We start from the raw sequence: 19,060 nt of genomic DNA, 5'->3' as shown, positions 1-19,060 counted from the left end.
ATGGCGCTGCGCAGGGATAGTAATACTTAACTAAGGGGAAACGCCACTCAACCGTATCTGTTCCGAATGGCACTACGAACAGGGGAAGTGCTTTCGGTTTCTTGCCAGAACTCAGCGAAATAGCCCTACTTCCGGCTCGTCTAGTTGTTCGCTCTCTTCTCTAGTTATTCTACTTGGAGCAAGTCCGACAGACGCCTGCGCTGCTGCCGCTTGCTACCTCCTTTGCTTTCACCAGCTTAGATGTGCACATTCGCCGCTGGACTCGGAAAAAAGATTTTTTCGAATTGCTAGCACAAGTCTAGCAAAGTCTTTTCATATCTTGTGTTTAGCATCACAATTATCTTCTCAGCTTGGACCATTATGTGAGAAAGATCCCGATTTGTTCTATCTGACGAACTACGGCACCCGGTGGCATGAGACGGATACGACCTACCGGGTGCTTGAGAATTCGCTCTCCCTCTACTTTGCAAACAATTGAGCCTGCAAATATTCCAACCGCAATCTTCCGGGAGCCAAGGACTTAGGTGTATGCTTTCTCCGCTCGGCAACCGGTGGTCAAACCTTTGCCGAACGCATTCCTTAAGTACTTGTTGGCTAGAACTTGGAATTCCCTTGAGGCGGTCCCACGCAGACCGGCTCACCATTGTTCCCGCCGATAGAGCCGCCGGCATTTCTACAGCTTGGGCAGGCGACTCCAGCGGCTTTCGCTTGGAGAGAAAACACGATGAGGCAGAACTTTGCCATTGGTATCGGAGGCGCCGCCGGTCAGGGTGTCGCAACACCCGGCGATATCTTCGCTAAGATCTTTAGTCGACGCGGACTACACCTGAACGCTTATAACGCCTATCAATCCATCATCCGCGGTGGACATACCTTTCTGACCATTCGCACCGGGACAGAACCGGTCACTAATATGGGCGATCATATCGACCTGCTGATTCCCTTGAATCAGGACACAGTGAACCGGCACCTGCAGCTCCTCTCAGCTGGAGATGCTTGCCTTTACAATGCGGATACTATTCAACCCGGCACTCCTCAGGAAGGGGTGCAGCTCTGCCCCATTCCCGTCTCCCAACTCGCTGACATCAGTAAGAACAAAGTTGCGCAGAACACTTTAGCAATCGGCGCAGCATTAAGCATGATGGGCATTGGCTTCCAGTCCTTGGAAGAGGTACTCGCCGAACAGTTCCAAAAGAAGGGCGAAGCCGTCATCGCGGAAAACGTAAACTTGGCCCGAGCCGGTTACGACTATGCCACGGCACATTTCAAAGCCTTTACCCGCCCGCTGCCAATGACGGAAAAGCGCTATGCCGTTCTGAGCGGCAATACAGCCCTGGCCATGGGAGGAGCCGCGGCCGGAGTCAAGTTCTACTGTGCCTATCCCATGAGCCCCTCGACCGGCGTCCTGCACTGGATGGCAGCGCATGGTCGCAAGGCCGGAATCATGGTTCGCCAGGTAGAAGACGAGATCGGCGTAATCAATATGGCGGTAGGAGCAGCTCATGGAGGCGTTCGCGCTATGTGCGCAACTTCCGGAGGAGGCTTTGCCTTGATGACGGAAGGCCTCGGCTTAGCAGCCATGATGGAAGTGCCTGTCGTTGTTATCGATTGCCAAAGAGCAGGGCCGTCAACCGGAGTACCGACAAAGACCGAGCAGGGCGACCTCTGGCAGATGCTTGGCGCAGCCTTTGGAGATTATCCACGCGTAATCGCCGCACCACTCGATATTGCCGATTGCTTCAAACTCATTCCGGAGATCTTTAACATAGCTGACCGGCTCCAATGTCCGGGCATTGTGCTCTGCGACCTGCTGCTCTCCGAAGGAAGATTGAGTGTCGATCCCGAAGAGCTGAGCTTCAATCCACCCATCGATCGCGGCGAGCTGATCACCCGGGCAAACGGCTCGGGCGGTTCCTACAACCGCTATCAGATCACCCCCAGCGGTATCTCTCCCCGCGCAATCCCGGGAGTACCGGGATATGTCCATACCGTCTCCAGTGACGAGCACGACGAGAATGGAGTGCTCGTAAGCGATGAGTACACGAACACCAACAAGCGCCGCGCCATGATGGAAAAGCGTATGCGCAAGATGAATAACCTGGCCGACTCGATTCCAACACCCGCGTTGCAAGGACCAGCGGACGCTGACGTAACGTTAGTCGGTTGGGGATCGACGCAAGGTGTCATCGAAGAGGCCTGCCAGTTGCTGCGCGAGCAAGGGATCTCAACGAATCATCTGCAGATTCGCTGGCTGGTTCCCCTGCATGGCGATGCCATCCTCGACATTCTGAAGAATGCACGACGCACCATCATTGTGGAGAACAATTACAGCGGACAATTCGCCCGCTATCTTCGCAGCGAAACCAGCTTTGTCGCCAACGGCCATATCCGCAAATACGATGGAGAGCCCTTCATGCCTCATCACATCGTCGAAGCGGTACGAGAACAACTGACCGGGAGCACCACACTCTCGGTTCCCACCCACGAAATCATGGTTTAAGGAGAAGGGATCATGGCGACGGAACTAGTTACTCCCCAGTTCTCAATGGCGGATATGAAAGGCAAGGTCGATCCCGACTGGTGCCCTGGCTGCGGCGATTATGGTGTACTCGCCGCAATTCAGAAGGCGCTGGTCGATCTCCAGATTCCGAACCACGATGTCGTGGTGGTAAGCGGTATCGGCTGCTCTTCAAATCTACCCGGCTTCATCAATACTTATGGCATGCACACGCTTCATGGCCGTTCGCTGCCGGTTGCAACAGGGCTGAAGCTTGCCAACCATGAACTGACGGTCCTGGTTACAGGAGGCGACGGCGACGGCTTCGGCATTGGAGCCAATCACTTCATGCATACCATGCGACGCAACGTCGACCTGCTTTACATCGTGATGGACAACCAAATCTACGGACTCACCACCGGACAAACCTCGCCCACCAGTCGCGTCGGAATGAAGACGAAGAGTATGCCCTTCGGCAATGTCGAAGCTCCGATCAACCCTATTTCACTGGCTCTTTCCGCCGGGGCCACCTTCGTCGCCCGAGGTTTTAGCGGTGAACAGAAACACTTAACGGAATTGATTAAACAAGGCATTCAGCACAAGGGCTTCTCTTTCCTCGACGTCTTCAGCCCCTGTGTCACCTACAACAAAGACAATACCTATCAGTGGTTCCGCCCTCGCGTGAAAAAGCTCGAAGAGGATGGCAGCTACGATCCAACCGATTGGTCGGCGGCAGTAGAAAAATCTCTCGTTTGGGGAGAAGAGATTCCTATCGGGAGATTCTTCGAACGCAACGACGTACCGACGCTGCACGGTAACGATCCGGTTCTAAACGAAGGGCCTTTAGTGCACCAAACCCCACACATACCTCCCGATGTAGCTCGCTCGTTTATTGAAGAGCTGATGTAGAGCACGTAGGAGGTATGATTCCTGCCACAACAGGCGGGCATAGGAGATGAACGCAAAGTGAGTTTCCTACTCCCGCCTGTCTCTTTCTCCTCAATTTCATAAACATCGCTCAATTCTCCCTACTGGGAGAATGCTCGAGTTTCTACATTTCCCGAGCTGGAATTGCAAAAATCTTGAATACAGCCAGAATCGTAAAGACGAATTGGCTTTTGTGGTGCGTCAGGGGGTAGGCCCTCAGGCCTACCGAAAGCTGTCTTCTTTTGTGGGGTGAAACATTCTCGGTAACGAATGTTGAAGAATGGTGCAAAGGCATTGAATTTATACCCGTTTACGCGTTCTGCCATTGCCTCTTCACATCCAAGACTACTCAAGCCGTGTCTTGCAACTATTCGCGCAGCCCTGCCTTACGCTGCATTTGTTACCGAAAATGTCTATTCACTCTTATAAGAATTGCTGCGGCTGGCCTGAAGGCCAGCCCTGACACAATGCCACAAAATAAGCAGATCACCTGTATTACTATTTCACTTCTCTTAATTCTTCTTTCTCTAGATGTACAAACTCCAGCATTCTCCATACCGGAAGAATGCACAGCGCTGAAATCCACTCCGCATACGCTGACCCACCATCTTTCACGGATAGGACTAGCTACTACGCATATGCGCTACGATCCCTTCAATTGCCCGATGAGCCGATAGTGCAGCGCCCTCCTGCCAACCGGAGAGATGGCTGATGTAATCTCCGGCAAGAAAGAGCCGTCCGTCTGGAGTCGATAACTCTTCGTAAGCAGGCTTAGCGGAAGGCACCATATTCAGGCCAAAGCATCCTAAGCTATAAGGAATCTTCCCCCAATACACATAGATCGGCTTGCTAAGAGATCTCCCATGTCCAGGATGCAAAGTCTCCACGGCAGTACGAGAGGCCTCCAGCTTGGCTTCCATCGTAGGCAGCTTCCCAAACTCTGTCAGCGAGCCGTCAGCAAAATCGTTCTTTTCGAAGTTGAAACCGGAAAGAATTACGCCGTTCTTCGAGAAGAGATTTGCACTTGGATACCAAACCACATCTACCATCTGCTTAAGGAAGGATATCCCTCCATAGATGTTGTACTGCTTCTCCCAAAATCGCGGAGCCTCCCAGCCTATTTTGTAAATCGCAGCAACCTTCATTCCCTGAAAAGCTCTCTTCTTCTCAGCAGAAAAATCGGTATCGAGTGTCTGCAGAATCGTAACCGGAAGAGTACAGATACAGTAATCGGCTTCAATCGTTTGGATCTTTCCTGCAGTCGAATCGGAGTAGGCAACACGAACCCCTTGCGGCGTTTTGCGAATTTCCTTTACCGGACATCGATACTTCACTATCTCCCCTAACGATTTGGCAAACGCATAGGGGATACGATCCATGCCACCGATTGGCTGAAACATCGTCGCCTGCCAATCGATTTGCTCTTCATACAGCTCCCCATTCGAGAAGTTGGCCATCAGCAGTTCATGCAGATCAAGCGGCGGACGCAACTTCTCCTCTTGCGGACCGGCACCGGGAGCAACGACAAAGCCACTTCTCTCCGAACCTTTGTAGCTGTAATCCGACTGAAGATCCCCATATTGAAGAAGAAATTCCAGCATCCGCTGGCTGTCTTCCTTTGTCAGCTGCTGATCCAGAGCATGTTGATTAATACTCTTGGCGAGCAGTTCAGAGATGTGTCCGCGAGTATCGTTGATTACCTGGCGTTGCTCAACGGGCCTGCCACCGTTGAGATCCTTGCAATGCATCAAGGTGCTGCGCGAGGTATTAATTTCGACCTCCAGCGGCACGCCGAGCTCTTCGCAATACCCGAGCAGTGTCCGATGGATCGAAGGGATGCGGGCAGGACCGACGTTCAGATAATTCCCTTCTTCCCAACTACAGTTTTGTACTGTGCCATCGGTAAACTCGACCTTGCTTCCATTACGAACGCTCCAGCTACGCCCACCGGGACGCTCCCGCGCCTCTAGAACCGTGCAGGCAAATCCCGACTTACGGAGTTCATAAGCAGAAACCAGTCCTGCAATCCCTGCGCCTAAGATGACGATCTTCTTTCCTGAACCAAACCCTGTCGGCAGCTGCGGTAACGGAGAAGCCTCCGCAGCAATTGCCATTAGCCCCAAAGACTGCATCGCTCGAAAAGCTGCCCGGTAACCGCCTACCTGCGCTACTCGGGTAAGAAATGCCCGCCGCGTCATGGCCATAGCCGTGATCCTCGCTTATGCAAAGTTGTACGGAAAATTAGGAATGGGAACTGAAGTTTCAAGTTTGGCGTGGAACTCTGGAATTTGCAAGAGAAAGATGTCCATACTTCCGGCGACCGCGAGAAAATCGCTATCCGCACCATTCCATTTCAGGAGCCCATATCTCACAGCCCCGGAAATGATAGAGTTTCTATCATTAGATTGTTCCGGCTCAAGATTGCCGTAAGTTTATCAGGGATACGAATGACTCAGCCGGCCACATTACAAGAGGAGCACTCTACAAAGGGATCTTCGCGAAAATCAGGATTCTACCGTCCGGAACTGGACGCATTGCGTTTCTTCGCCTTTGTCTGCGTCTTCTGGTTTCATCGCGCCGACTTTATTCCTCTGAATCAAGCAACTCACCCGGTGAATTATGTGGTTGCCTGGATTGGGGCCTTTGGCGTAACGCTCTTCTTTCTGCTGAGCGCTTTTCTCATTGTAGAGTTGCTCTTGCGGGAACGGGAGAAGATGGGCGACATCCACATAGGAGCCTTCTATCTTCGCCGTCTACTAAGAATCTGGCCACTCTATTTTGTCTGTCTTTATGGACTGGCAGTGCTTGAGCATTTCCTGACAGGAACCGGTCCCAAAACCGTTGGGACCTTGCTCGCCTTCACCTTCTTCTCTGGCAATTGGTACATCTTGAAATACGGCTGGATTGCTGGTCCCTTCGATCCACTGTGGAGCATCTCTGTCGAAGAGCAGTTCTATTTTTGTATTCCTTTGCTGATGCGTTGGGGAGGCAGAAAAGCACTGGCGTGGATCAGCATAGGCTTTCTTGTTCTCTCCTACGTAACCATCGTTCTTTATGCGCGCCATGACGCACCCGGAGATAACGGACAGTGGACGAACAGTTGGTTTCAATTTCAATTCTTCGCAGCCGGAGCGTTGCTTGCCCTGCTGCTGCACGGGAGAACTCCGCGCTGGACTCTCAGCATTCGGGCAGCACTCTTCCTTCTGGGCTCAAGCTGTTGGGTTTCCACCTTCATGGGCTTAGGCGTAAAGAGCTGGGAGCCGCATCTGCATCCGCTTCCCGCAGTCCTCGGATGGGGGCTTGTGCTGCTGGGTGCAATCTTCTTCTTTCTTTCCGCGTATGGAATTTCGGAAAGATTGATTCCTGGCTGGTTGAGCTATCTTGGCAGAATCTCTTACGGCTTATATCTCTTTCACTCGCTGCTTCTCTATCTCATCCTGGGAGTCGGCAACAAGTGGCTGATGCACCTTCTTAGTAGCTTCCATCTTCCCTCCGGAACCTATCCCGCGATTGGAACAACGCTAGTCATGGCGTTAACTATTGGACTCGCCAGTCTCTCTTACCAGTTCTTTGAAAAACCCTTCCTGAAACTCAAGAGCCGCTTCACTTTTGTACGCTCGCGCCCCGAAGGCGAGAGTAATAAACAAAGTTAATTACAGCACTCTCAAGCTAACCACAAGAAATACAACTTCTTATCTTTGTAGCGGGAAACCTGAAAAGTTCTGCACACATTATGACTTCCCGTGCCCTCTTGCATAAAGAGATACAAAGTACTGGAATCCACTGCCTGCTCAAGTTTATGCTGAACAGATGATCACGCTCGCCTACGATCTTATGTTGCTTCCTTAGGCGCATAGCTACACAAAAAAGACTCTCTCCCCGAAAACATCAGCAGGAGGACGACCACGAATGACTGCCGCACGAGCCGAGTATTACGGCATGGAGATGTCCATCGAAGAGATGAAGATCTTCGTCCGCAATCACTTCGAGCAATTTGTAAATCGCAGAAATCTGGATTTAGCCGAAATCAACTTTGCTGCCAACTATGTTGACCATGGAAGCGACGTGCCACCGGGAACGCCTCCCGGTCCTGCAGGAGCAAAACACTACGTAGGAAATATGTTGAAGAAATTTCCAGACCTGCGAGTATCCCTGGAAGACATCATTGCGGAAGGCGACAAAGTAGTAGTCCGAAATGTCTGGCGGGCAACAGATCCTGAGAGTGGAAACAAAATCCAATTCGGCGGAATCGTAATCTGGCGTTTCGATCGTGGCAAGATCGCCGAACGCTGGGCATTCCTCGAACCACCTAAAGCTGCCTGACTACACGCAGCGGAGGGTTAATCGCTTGCACGGTTCCCGCCTTACATGAGGAGGCCCCCTTCTTCCGGCCAGTCCCGGAGCAGGAAGAAGGGGCCTCTCTACTGTGGTTGTCGAATCGTTTATCTGTTCAGGCAACAAGCTCAATACGATTTCCATCGGGATCGAGAACGACGCACTCGTAGTACCCGTCGCCTGTTCTCCTCGGTCCGTCGAGAATGGGATAACCATCGGCCTTGAGTCTCTGTGAAAGCTCGTCGACGGCTCGCTCCGCCCCCATCCGGATACCGAAGTGAGTCAGCCCCATCCGGTTCGCTCCCTTCTCTATTACGACAGGAGAGAGCTTTGTGGTCTTCATCAACTCAATCTGAGCACCATCCTCAAGACTCAAGAAGCATGACTCGAAACCCTTGGCAGAATTGAAATAGTGCTCACCGGCAATAGCGCCAAAATAGGATGTATAGAAGCGCTTACACCGCTCAATATCGTTCGTCCATATCCCTATATGTATGATCCGCATGGCATAAGATCATAAATGACAAAAACATACACAGGGAAATGCAACTACAACATCAAGTCAGCCAGGAAAGAATCTGCCTTAGCTTGGTCGGAGTCGATGACACCGTTCCCCGCGGAAGCGTTGGACCAATCGCCACCGCCTGCTCGTGTCCTTCAAACCAGGCAAGGAATGTTCCCTCCTCAGCACCCACGAGCCGCTGCTGATTCAGGTAGGTGTAATAAGCCCCCATATCAGCATCGATTAAAGAGCCTTCGGGATCGAACTGAACGTTTTGCTGTGATCCGGAGAGCAGCTCATTCATCGGTAACTGACGCTGTCTTGGTGCAAATCGGACCAGCAAAGTGCGAGGCTGGGCACGTCGTAACGCCTCTCTGGCCGCCCATTGCGCAAAGGTCGTGCTAAAGATCTGTGTGCCAGAGCCTTCGGTCAGCAGCGTCAATTGAAAATAGCTCAATACCGCCGCATCGCCCTCTGCGGGAAGACCGAATTCTTGCGGCTTCATTTGCACAAGCATTGTTCGTAATGCCTCAGGGCCTGCGGTTCCGGATTCCATGTACTTCTTTATGCGTTCTAACAAGCGATGACGAACGGAATCAAGACTGGCATACGAAATTGCCGTGACACCAGGAGAAACACTTCTGCCCTCGCCTCCATCGATGTACCAATGGCCATAGGAAGTGGAGTGTGCTGCAGCCCTCGCCGAAACCGCTTCCAGAAGAGAATCCACTCCTTCGCCGGCAGAAACCTTGCTAAAGAAAACCCCAAGCGGCCGCAGCTTGCGAAAGGGCTCGTACTTCGTTCCCTCGACTCCCTGGCCGATCACCGCAATCCCCAGAGGTGGCAAGGGATGAGTCATAGCAGGACTCCCCTTCTTCCATGTCTTCCAATATGTATCTGCTGCGCTGCGGAAGCGGTCCATCTGATGCGTGGCCCAAAGATGGGCCGTGAGCTGTTGCACGAAGAGATTCGGATCATGGACCCAATCGACCTTCTCTAGATCTCTTGGCAGTGAGAGTCCGGAAAATTCCGAAAAGAGTTGATCGAGTTGCTGCCTCGAAAGCTTGCCAAGGTACTCCAACTGATCGTCCAGTTCGCGTCGCTCTGCCGGGAAGCGCCAATCATAGACGATTGCTTCCCGCAGCAGATTCGGAAGCAGGATCAGGGGAACCTGACGCAATATTTCCAGACGTGTTGCCAGAAGAGCTTGTGCCTGTGGAGGGTATCCGTGAAAACTTTCCAGATTGAGGTCTTTCGGAAGCATAGTCGTCACGCAATCTCCGATAAGGGCTTGCCCTGCGCAAAGAGCGGAGAAAATCCCAGCAATCGGCCCAGCGTAGGCACAAGATCAATCGAGTTTACCGGCCTGTCTACAACTACTCCCTGACGAACGTTGGGCCCCATTGCCAACATCCATGTTGTACGGGAAAGAGGATCTCCTGTGCGATGATGCTGAAAGCCGTTCCCTCCCGGGTCGGTATCGGAATCGCGGCCAAAATCCGGAAGAATAAACATCGTTGTTTTTCCCGCATACTCAGGCTCGGACTGAATCGTCTTCCAGATTTCAGCACAGAGCCGATCTGAACGCTGTATTCCTTCCAGATACAAAGAGTAGGTTCCCGAATGAGCGATGTCGATATCGTGCAAGGTAATCCAAAGCAAACTCGGAGCCAGTTCCCGCATAAGCCGATGAGCGATATAAACCGAAAGCTCGTCGGGACTGGCAAGACTGCGGGCATTCGCCACAAAGTCGGTTACAGAGAGCTTAAGCAAAGCATGCAATTTCTCCATCTCAAATACATTGCGTATCGATTCCGGAGTGTAGAGTGGAGACTCGTAATTATCGCGCAGAAGATGCTCGTAGTCCGAAGCATTCCCTTGACGCATGCTGGCAGTCAGCAGATGTTTGGGAAGAATCACTCCGGCACCAAGCCCCTCGCCGTATTGACGGTGGTCGCTTTCTCCGATCCGATTGAAGCCGTTGCTCGGAGCTACAACCCAGGCGTCGTGAGCCGGTCGGCGCAGATCCTTGCGGAAATACTCAAAGACCGTCGGATTATGCGGCGGCACCGCGGCAAAGTTGTTGAAGGTCTCGTAAACTCCGGTTGCCAGGCTCGCCGTTGCGACATAATGTCCAAGAATCCCACTGTTGATAACCTGCGCAAAGAAAGTAGCTTGCGGCAATAGAGTATGCAACAGGTTCGGAATATTCTCCTGGCCTTCAGGAGCAAAGGTCTCCTCGTCCCGCGCACCGCCACCGAAGGTGACAACAACAACCTTAGGTTTCGGAGCAGAAGCGATTGCCCGCAAAGAAGCAAAGCTTGTAAGCGTGCTGCCACAGGCAATACCGGCTGCTCCCCGTAGAAACTCTCTTCTGTTCCAGGCAACCTTCGAAGCAATTTCTTTCAGAGACATATGTAGTCTTTCAACCCGGCTCGCATCACTGCATCGTTACAAGAAATTTGGTTACCTGTTGCAGACGTGCATCTAGCCCGCTACGTTCCTGCTTACTGTATTGCTGCTGCAAACCGATTTCCTTCTCGGCCTTCTCACGCTGGCCTACATGAGAGTATGCCAGGGCCAAGCGGTAGTGCGCTGAAGCAAAATCAGGCTTGAGCCGGACAGCCGCTTCCAACTGCGGGATACTCTGCTGCCACTGCGACTCGTTCTGTAGCAGCATTCCCATTCCATATCTCGCCGGAGCAAGATTGGGATCAGCTTTCACTGCCCCTTCCAGCAGACGCCGGGCTACCTGCAACAAAGCAGCATCGAAAGGCCGATGCAAGATACTGGTTGCAGCATACGTAGAAAGCATTGCATTGCCAGGATGCTTCTCCGCAAACTCAATCAATGCTCCACACTTTGGGTCCAGCCCCTCGGTTAATACCGTGCATGTGCGCCCTAGCAACTCGGCATACATGCTGTTCTCCGGCTCTGCAGCTAACAATCCTGCAAAGACAGGGATTGCCTGATCGTAATTTCGATTTCCGTAATACGCAACTCCAAGTGCAAACCGCATTCTCTTGCTTCCGGGAAAGCGCTTCGCTCCAGCCTCAAACTCCTGTACCGCAGGGCCAAAGGTCCAATGGCGCAGGAACTCGATTCCGAGAAGATATACATTTGGCTCAGACGGAGCAAGCCTGACAGCATTTGCGTAATGCTGTGCAGCTGCCTGATATTGGCCAAGTTGTTCCTCAACATCGCCATAGAGCGACTGAGCTTCGGCAGAAGCCTCGCCACCCGGCATACGTGCAAGCAATGGCCCAGCTTTTGCAGCTTCGCCTGAATCGAAGAAGGCAAGTGCAAGATTGTAGATGAGATCGGAATTCGAACTATCGACCGACAAAGCAGCCTGGAACGCCACTATGGCCTTCTGCGGTTGCCGGAGCAACATCCATGCCTGCCCGAGCGCCTTCTGCGTCGTCGCATTCGAGGGATTTAGCTTTGCTGCACGATCAAGTTCCCTGGCCGCATCCTCCGCACGTCCAGTCTTTAGATATGCCGTGCCGAGATTTGCATGGGCAACATCGGAATTGGGCTGCTCAAGCCGCGCAGCATCAAGGAGCGGAATGGCCGCTCCGAACTTCTGCTGCGAAGCATAGAGCAAGCCCAAAGACTCGTTAATCTCAAAACTCTTAGGATGGCGACTATGCAGAACCTTCAGCAAGGACTCTGCTTTGACCGTGTTCCCGGTATTCAACGCGGCCAAAGCCTGTTGAAAGATCTGGTTATCGTCCGGACCTGAAGGTGCCGATGGCTGGGCGTAAGCTACACCGAGCAACGCCCAGCCGACACTTGCCAAGAACCACCCAACTCCCTTCATTGCTATTTCCTTGCACGCTAGTGAAGTAACCGCCGACCTCCAGGCCGGTGTCATGTCCCAGCTATTTCATCAGAACTGATACTTCAAGGAAAACTGGAAGTATCGGGCATCCGGAGTAAAGTTCTGGAACGATCTTGCCGTAGTAATCTGACCTCCTGCAGAGGTAATTGTTGGTGTAGATGTACCGTTCGTAGAGTTGGTATTCGCCGAAGTAGGTTGTCCGTATGCAGGCGTATTCAGAACATTGAAGATATCGGCTCTGAACTCCAGGAACTGTTCCCGCCAGATGCCGAAATCCTTGAAGACCGACATATTAACCCTCTCATATCCGGGCCCATAGACGGTATTACGTGGTCCGCCTAAATATTGCATTACCTGAGTTCGATCGGTAATCAATCCTGTAATTGACGAGCCGCTCAGCGGATTCGCAAAGGCACACGGGTTATACCAGTGCGCCAGCGTTCGCGTGTGAGAAGCACAAGTGACTCCAGGATTAGAGGCATTCGCCGTAAGCCGCGTGCTGAATGGATCTTCGATGCGCACAGCGCGAGAGTTTCCACCGGAAGCCGTCGCGATATCCGGATAGACCGTAAATGGATTTCCGGTCTGAGCAAAGAAGGTAAGATTCGTAGCCCAACCGCCTGCGATCTGATTCAGAATCCCAGGATGATTCAAATAACGGCGCTTGAAGCCGAATGGAAGTTCATAGTAACTGTTGAAGCTCAAACGATGCCGCGTATCCCAAGGTGAATTGCTGTAATCGTACCGAATCGGCAGAAGGTTATAGTTGCGATAGCCGGGGTCACCTGTACTCCCCAGCGGAGTAGGAGCATCATCCAAAGAATGGGAATAGGTGTAGTTGACGAGAAAGTTCAGACCATTTGACATGCGCTTCTGGAACTTTGTCTGTAACGAATTGTAGCTGCTCGTTCCTGCATAGTTGGTGTATGCCGTACCTCCAATATCCGGGAAGGGCCGCACGCTTTGCTGGCTGGCAGAGGTATTCTGCAAAGCCATCGGAGCATTCGGATCTGGAAACACAGCCAGATGTCGCGAAACATCTCCTACATAGCTGATGGTAGCCGCCATATTATTACCGATGGCACGCTCGATGCTCAGGTTCCAATCCTGCGTATACGGAGTTTTCGCCGTGGGATCGGAGCCTCTCAGCGCGGGCTGTGCCAGGAAGTTCGACAGCCCATTTGCAAGAGCGTTCGAGAAACCGTTCTCCAATGTTATGCCGGGAGCAGCAGCCGAAGGCGGACTCGATGTAGCGCTCAGGCTCGGACAATTCCCCAGCTTGCAGGAAGGCGCTGTGAAAGTGTCCGTGAACTGGAAGGGATAGTTCTCACCCAGATTCGGGTAATACCCGGTGCTCTCCAGTCCTCCATAAAAGATTCCGTATCCCGCCCGAATAACTGTTTGCGGAGTAATAGAAAAAGAGAAGCCGACACGCGGTGCAAAATTTGTAGACTGCGCATTAATCAGATGAGGATTGTTCACATACTGCAAGGTGATGTTGTCCTTAGCCAGCAGGCTGGTAAAGGCAGGGGCTAGAGGATACCCCCTCTGTTCGGCAGGAATCTGGTACACAGCCGATCCTGTCCCCACTCCGACCGGACCTGTTACATAGTAGGTTGCCTGATATCCGCCAACATCTTTATAGGGCTGGAAGTAGTCATAGCGCGCACCCAGGTTCAACGTGAGCTTACTCGTAATCCGCCAATCATCCTGGAAATAAGCAGCCCGGTACCAATGCGCGTCACCATTCTTGAATTCATTGGAAAGGTTGGCATCGTGATTCTGATTGGCAAGGAAATCCGCTACACCAAAGCCCGTATAGCTGGCACCTGCATTACTCGTAAAAATTCCTGTGTAGTTGTACGTTCCTCTCGGATAAGGAGGCTGCAAGGTCGAGAAGCGAACACTCTGGAACTCCACACCCATCTTCAGGGAGTGGTTGCCAACAATCTTCGTCACATTATCGAGCAGTTGAAAGACATTCTCATGCTCGTCTGTCACGAAGTACGTTGTACTTCCGAACGTCGACATGCCGCTTACTGTTACGTTCGGCAGGCCGCCATTTTCAGGGAACCCTGGACCGTAAGGAATGCCGCCCAACCCAAGCGTCGGAGCAATATTCGTCTCGTGATTTGGTTGTTGAAAGCCGGTGTGCACGTAGTTGTACCCGAAGCGAAATTCATTTGTCAGCGAAGGAGTAAAGACGTGCGTCTCGCTCCACATGAAGTTCTCCCCGAGATTGAGGAAGGTACCGTTGTCGCTGAAATTGCCGCCGTCAAGGATCGGCCCCAGCGGAGGCGGACGATATCCGGGCTCATGCCAGTAACTGAATCTTGAATAGGTCTGGTCCTTTGCGCTCAGGTTGAAATCCATGCGCGCATCCCACTGAAAGGTGTTGTCCCAGGAATTACGATTCACCTGATAATTATTGTATGTCTTGCCTCCATTGATATTCGGCAGAGGATACATATTCAGGATCTTCTGAGCCACGGCATTGATCTGATTGGTGCACATAACATTTTGTTGCCCATTACAACTCAATGTCGTGGTTCCGCCGGAATTCGGCTGATAGAGCGTGATCGACTGCGAAGAGCCGGTAAGCGATGGATTGAGCAACTCCGTAAAGTTTCCTTGGCGCATCAGCGGAGTCGGAACGGTCAGCGTTGAAGGCTCTCCGAAAACAATGCGGTTGGCCTGCACATCTCCAAAGAAGAAGAGCTTGTTTTTCAAGATTGGAAATCCCAGAGTTGCACCGAACTGATTCTCCCGGTACTTCGGCACCTTCAGTGCGTCAAAGTCGCGGGCGTCCAGTACATCGTTCCGAAAGTATTCCCACAGGTCGCCGTGGATCTGGTTCGTTCCACTCTTGATGCTGGCGTTAACTACAGCCCCGGCAGAATGACCAAACTCGGCACTATAGTCTCCGGTCTGGACCTTGAACTCAGCTAAAGCATCCGGCGGAGGTTGCTGCGCAAAGCTGGCACCATTCACGAAATCGACGACATTCACATTATTGTCGACGCCATCGAGAATAAAGTTATTCTGTTCCGCTCTCTGTCCATTTGCATTAAAGTCGCCCTTCCCGGCGCCGCGGGAGCCCTCGGGAGGAGTAGTCCCGGCTGACAACTGCGCAATATAAACCCAATTACGGCCGTTAAGAGGGATATTGTTAATAGCTTCCGCACTCATCACCTGACCGACAGAACTGTCCTGTGTCTGCATCAGCGGCGGAGCTGTTGTAACCGTTACTGTTTCTGAAACCGAGCCTGGCTGCAGCTTAAGATTCACACTCAAGCGTTGCTGCAGATCGACATGAACATTTGTCTGCGTGGTCGTCTGAAAGCCCTGAGCGCTTGCCGTGACGGTGTAGTTCCCAATTTTGATTGGAGAGAAATTGTAGATTCCGTTGGCATCGGCCTTGCCTTTGAAGACCAAGCCGGTGTCGGTGCTGGTAAGAGTGATTTCGGCATTTGGGACCACGGCCCCGCTAGGATCTTGCACAACGCCTGTAATAGCGCCCTGATCCGCCTGACTGTATGCATAATGGCTGTTCAGAAAAGTAAGGGAAATGAATAAGACCAGCATTGTGAGCTTAAGCGCATCTTCTCTTGGCGAAAAGCCGCATAAGCTTCTGTGTCTTGGTCTACATCTTAGAGGGAAATGCACTAGCTTCTGTAGAAAACCCGGAAATTGCCAATAGCTTCCACACGTATCCTTCATACTTCGACCTCCCGAAGTCATTCATTGGCAAAACTTCGCTCTTCTCGCAACAGGAGCTGCAAGGGGGAAGAACGTTCGGAGTACGAATATTGCTTGAGGGGACAAGCCGGAATTCGTTCTCGCACTTTACTTAGTTTGCAAATCTGGATATCGGTTGTATCGGATTCTAAGGATCTCGTTTTCTCAATCGAACACCCCCGCGAAACAGTAATTGCTAAGCCTCAACGGCCTAAAGACACGCCTCCAAAGCGCGGTCCACCTTCTGCTTTCCAAGGCTCGGGCTCGAACAGATTCTGCATTGGCCCGCAAAGTTCGATTACTCAGATGAAAGAATTTCGGCACGACTAGTAAATGTTTTCTCTATCTAATCGACGTACACTAAGACGCTGTTTATATATTTGTCAATACAAAAATCACTCAGGGGAAATGCGCCAAAGTGGTAACACATCTGTGTTTTCGTATTTCGAAAGCTGGAACAGCACGATTGCAGCCCTCGCAAGGAAAGATTTCTGAATAAGCAGGAGTAACAATCCCTTAACAGGAGGCTCCGTACTTATATAAAACGTACGCTTCGTCTGGCACTAGAAACAGCAGTAAAGCGGGCAGTTAGAAAATGAATGGGTGAAAATGGTTTTCTCGATATCTGCAATTTATCTTTATCCCGTCGCATTAACCAGCGGTGATCTCGCAAAGCTTCCCGCAGCCGGAAGCACCTGAGGTTCGTCCACTTTCAGGAGCGAGACAGCTATGGATCCGTCAGGACCTGATGCCTCCATCATTCTTACTCCATAACTGTCTCTATCACAGGTATCAATATCCATCAAAGGAATTTGTAATATCTGAATATCTTATATCTGCCACAACCATAACCCCCATGGTCATCCTTATGTTTTAACCTTAGCCCCAAACTCCTCCCCTTTTTAGACCCACACTCCTCTACTGGAGAGGAGAGACGGATGGAAGAGAATGAAGGTTTATTCCTACCCACGGACGCGGGGGACTGGCGACCTGAAGTCCGAGGTTTGTTGCCCGGCACATCCTGACAGTGCAGCAAACGATACCGTGCTGTTTTCTACCCTATTGACAACAAAATACGCTGATCGGTACAACATGAAGCAGATTCCCCCTAGCGAAGGTTCATTCCCAACCTGCGCTGGATGCCATCAGGGTTTGTAACCGCAGGCACGGACCTGTCGGAGAAGCATTCCCGATGCAGTTTCAATTGAGGAGGTACGGTCATTTGGTCCACAAAAACTTCGCAGGCTTTCGCACCCTCCTCTGACTGAACTTTGTCTCGGACAAAGCCAACATACGTTGTCCCTGGAAAGGTGTGTTTTGAATAACTTCGGCGTGACCTCCCGACGAGCTTCGTCGATCAGGCTTTTGGCTTCCCTAATTTTTGCGGCAGTATTTTCAACCTCGCAGCCGCTTCAGGCACAGTCTACCGCACCCAACGCTCATTCTATAGATGTACAGTCAGACAAGCCTCAAGAGGGAGGTCAAGCTCCATCCTCAGGTGGAGTCAATACTGGTGGAGTTCACGCAGCAGTTTTCGATACTGAGCGACGCCCGATTACGGCTGGAGGCTTTGTTCCCAACGGCCCCGTCATACTCCAGGACATCGCGAAGAAAGCCGGGCTAACTTCCTGGAAGCACACCATGGGGGCTCCAGAAAAACGCTTCATCATTGAAGCAAATGGTTCCGGAGTGGGCCTGCTGGATTACGATCAGGATGGCTGGCTCGATATTTATCTTGTGAGTGGTTCCACTGCCGAAGCCTTGGCCGGAACAGCCCCGGCACCCAAAGCGGCCCTCTTCCATAACAACCACGATGGTACTTTTACAAACGTCGCAGAGAAGGCAGGCGTCACGAATGAACGCTGGGGCTTTGGAGTTGCCATCGGAGATTACGATAACGACGGCTGGCCGGACATCTACGTCAGCAATTTCGGGAAGAATCGTCTCTACCACAATAACCACAACGGAACATTCACCGATGTTGCCGAAAAAGCAGGAGTCACTTTAGGGAACTGGTCAACGGGCCCAACCTGGGGAGACTACGACGGAGACGGCAGGCTCGATCTCTTTGTCCCTGGCTATATTCATTACGATTTCAGCAACCCTCCGGAATCCGGTAGCAAGGCCGTCAGCTATAGCTTTTGCCAATTCCGGGGCGAAAATGTCATGTGCGGGCCTCGCGGACTAAGAGGCGAGCCCGACCATCTCTTCCATAACAATGGAGATGGTACCTTTACGGATGTCAGCGAGAAGGCTGGTGTCGCCGACAAGAATGGTTATTACGGCTTCTCTTCCGCCTTCGTCGATATCAACAACGACGGCAAACCGGATCTTCTTGTAGCCGACGACTCGACACCCAATTATCTCTACCTCAACAAAGGTGATGGCACCTTCGAAGATGTAAGCTATGCCTCCGGCTATGCTCTGAACGAAAACGGGCGCGAAACTGCATCGATGGGAATCGCCATTGGCGACTACCGCAATAACGGATTGCTCGATCTCTATAACACCACCTTCTCGGATGATTACAATCCCATCTACCGCAACGATGGGGACGCCAACTTTACGGACATCAGCTACCAGATGGGCATCGCCGAGCCGACCATTCCCTTCCTTGGCTGGGGAACTGCCTTCCTGGATTTCGACAATGATGGCTGGAAGGATCTCTTCATCGCCAACGGACATGTCTACCCTCTCGTAGACAAAATGCCCTGGGGCACCAGTTGGGCACAGCGACCGCTGCTCTTCCACAATCTAGAAGGGAAAAAGTTCGATCTCGTCCCTGCCGTCTATGGCACGGCATTAGCCACCGTATACAGCGGGCGAGGCATGGCTGTCGGAGATCTCTTCAATGACGGAAAGCTCGATGTGGTAATCAATGCTATCGACAGCTATCCCGCATTGTTACGAAACGTCTCCGCCGACAAGCACCACTGGGTTGAACTGAAACTCGTTGGCGGACCAAAGAGCCCCCGTGACGCTACCGGAGCCACGGTTTATCTGACTTCCGGAGGAAAACGCCAACGCGGCGACATATTCTCCGGAGGCAGCTATCTTTCCACGCACGATCCAAGATTGCATTTCGGTCTCGGAGAAGAGACCTCTGTAACAGAGATAGAGATTCATTGGCCGAGCGGAGCCGTCGAAAAGCTTCCACTCAACAAGATCGATCAAATTGTCACCATTGTTGAAAGCAAGGGCGTTCAGCCATAAGGAA

General features: G+C 51.9%; 12 protein-coding genes. 5 read left to right on the top strand and 7 right to left on the bottom strand.

Annotation, left to right across the window (positions count from 1 at the left end; translation table 11 throughout):
- The first annotated feature begins 724 nt into the window (after positions 1 to 724).
- Positions 725 to 2,500 (top strand): 2-oxoacid:acceptor oxidoreductase subunit alpha, encoded by a 1,776-nt coding sequence (locus AC6I7T_RS30095; protein ID WP_497791569.1) that lies wholly within the window; start codon positions 725 to 727, stop codon positions 2,498 to 2,500.
- A gap of 12 nt (positions 2,501 to 2,512) precedes the next feature.
- Positions 2,513 to 3,406: a 2-oxoacid:ferredoxin oxidoreductase subunit beta gene (locus tag AC6I7T_RS30090; protein WP_497791568.1), complete on the top strand. Its 894-nt coding sequence runs from the start codon at positions 2,513 to 2,515 to the stop codon at positions 3,404 to 3,406.
- 641 nt (positions 3,407 to 4,047) lie between these two features.
- On the opposite strand, the gene AC6I7T_RS30085 is transcribed toward AC6I7T_RS30090, so the two are convergent.
- The gene (locus AC6I7T_RS30085; protein ID WP_497791567.1) at positions 4,048 to 5,628 is read right to left on the bottom strand and encodes a flavin monoamine oxidase family protein; all 1,581 of its coding nucleotides are present in this window, start codon (positions 5,626 to 5,628) and stop codon (positions 4,048 to 4,050) included.
- A 243-nt stretch (positions 5,629 to 5,871) separates the two neighbouring features.
- On the opposite strand from AC6I7T_RS30085, the gene AC6I7T_RS30080 reads away from it, so the two are divergent.
- Entirely contained in the window at positions 5,872 to 7,077 is a 1,206-nt protein-coding gene (locus tag AC6I7T_RS30080) for an acyltransferase family protein (protein ID WP_497791566.1), read from the top strand.
- Between the two features lie 256 nt (positions 7,078 to 7,333).
- A complete protein-coding gene (locus tag AC6I7T_RS30075; RefSeq protein WP_497791564.1) occupies positions 7,334 to 7,747 on the top strand; it encodes an ester cyclase in 414 nt (137 codons plus the stop codon).
- Positions 7,748 to 7,874: 127 nt separating this feature from the next.
- Here AC6I7T_RS30075 and AC6I7T_RS30070 read toward each other — a convergent pair whose 3' ends face one another.
- From AC6I7T_RS30070 to AC6I7T_RS30045, 6 genes are all read right to left on the bottom strand, one after another.
- Complete coding sequence (locus tag AC6I7T_RS30070; protein WP_497791563.1) at positions 7,875 to 8,264, bottom strand: VOC family protein; 390 nt, start codon at positions 8,262 to 8,264, stop codon at positions 7,875 to 7,877.
- 52 nt (positions 8,265 to 8,316) lie between these two features.
- Positions 8,317 to 9,525 (bottom strand): hypothetical protein, encoded by a 1,209-nt coding sequence (locus tag AC6I7T_RS30065; RefSeq protein WP_497794656.1) that lies wholly within the window; start codon positions 9,523 to 9,525, stop codon positions 8,317 to 8,319.
- Positions 9,526 to 9,530: 5 nt separating this feature from the next.
- Positions 9,531 to 10,676, bottom strand: a complete 1,146-nt coding sequence (locus AC6I7T_RS30060; protein WP_497791561.1) for a hypothetical protein — start codon at positions 10,674 to 10,676, stop codon at positions 9,531 to 9,533.
- A 25-nt stretch (positions 10,677 to 10,701) separates the two neighbouring features.
- Complete coding sequence (locus AC6I7T_RS30055) at positions 10,702 to 12,084, bottom strand: tetratricopeptide repeat protein (RefSeq protein WP_497791560.1); 1,383 nt, start codon at positions 12,082 to 12,084, stop codon at positions 10,702 to 10,704.
- Positions 12,085 to 12,153: 69 nt separating this feature from the next.
- Complete coding sequence (locus AC6I7T_RS30050) at positions 12,154 to 15,690, bottom strand: TonB-dependent receptor (RefSeq protein ID WP_497791559.1); 3,537 nt, start codon at positions 15,688 to 15,690, stop codon at positions 12,154 to 12,156.
- Positions 15,691 to 16,481: 791 nt separating this feature from the next.
- On the bottom strand, positions 16,482 to 16,604 hold the full coding sequence (locus tag AC6I7T_RS30045; RefSeq protein WP_497791558.1) for a hypothetical protein: 123 nt from the start codon (positions 16,602 to 16,604) through the stop codon (positions 16,482 to 16,484).
- A gap of 556 nt (positions 16,605 to 17,160) precedes the next feature.
- On the opposite strand from AC6I7T_RS30045, the gene AC6I7T_RS30040 reads away from it, so the two are divergent.
- On the top strand, positions 17,161 to 19,056 hold the full coding sequence (locus tag AC6I7T_RS30040; protein WP_497791556.1) for a CRTAC1 family protein: 1,896 nt from the start codon (positions 17,161 to 17,163) through the stop codon (positions 19,054 to 19,056).
- Positions 19,057 to 19,060 lie beyond the last annotated feature (4 nt).

The sequence above is a fragment of the Humiphilus diazotrophicus genome (assembly GCF_059726315.1).
The sequence above is the reverse complement of the archived record's forward strand: the minus strand, read 5'-3'. Positions and strand labels throughout refer to the sequence as shown.

Coding starts and splice junctions, on each gene's coding strand:
- AC6I7T_RS30060 (WP_497791561.1), bottom strand. CDS start 10,676: ATGTCTCTGAAAGAAATTGCTTCGAAGGTTGCCTGGAACAGAAGAGAG.
- AC6I7T_RS30070 (WP_497791563.1), bottom strand. CDS start 8,264: ATGCGGATCATACATATAGGGATATGGACGAACGATATTGAGCGGTGT.
- AC6I7T_RS30085 (WP_497791567.1), bottom strand. CDS start 5,628: ATGGCCATGACGCGGCGGGCATTTCTTACCCGAGTAGCGCAGGTAGGC.
- AC6I7T_RS30065 (WP_497794656.1), bottom strand. CDS start 9,525: ATGCTTCCGAAAGACCTCAATCTGGAAAGTTTTCACGGATACCCTCCA.
- AC6I7T_RS30050 (WP_497791559.1), bottom strand. CDS start 15,690: ATGCTGGTCTTATTCATTTCCCTTACTTTTCTGAACAGCCATTATGCA.
- AC6I7T_RS30075 (WP_497791564.1), top strand. CDS start 7,334: ATGACTGCCGCACGAGCCGAGTATTACGGCATGGAGATGTCCATCGAA.
- AC6I7T_RS30080 (WP_497791566.1), top strand. CDS start 5,872: ATGACTCAGCCGGCCACATTACAAGAGGAGCACTCTACAAAGGGATCT.
- AC6I7T_RS30045 (WP_497791558.1), bottom strand. CDS start 16,604: ATGATGGAGGCATCAGGTCCTGACGGATCCATAGCTGTCTCGCTCCTG.
- AC6I7T_RS30095 (WP_497791569.1), top strand. CDS start 725: ATGAGGCAGAACTTTGCCATTGGTATCGGAGGCGCCGCCGGTCAGGGT.
- AC6I7T_RS30055 (WP_497791560.1), bottom strand. CDS start 12,084: ATGAAGGGAGTTGGGTGGTTCTTGGCAAGTGTCGGCTGGGCGTTGCTC.
- AC6I7T_RS30090 (WP_497791568.1), top strand. CDS start 2,513: ATGGCGACGGAACTAGTTACTCCCCAGTTCTCAATGGCGGATATGAAA.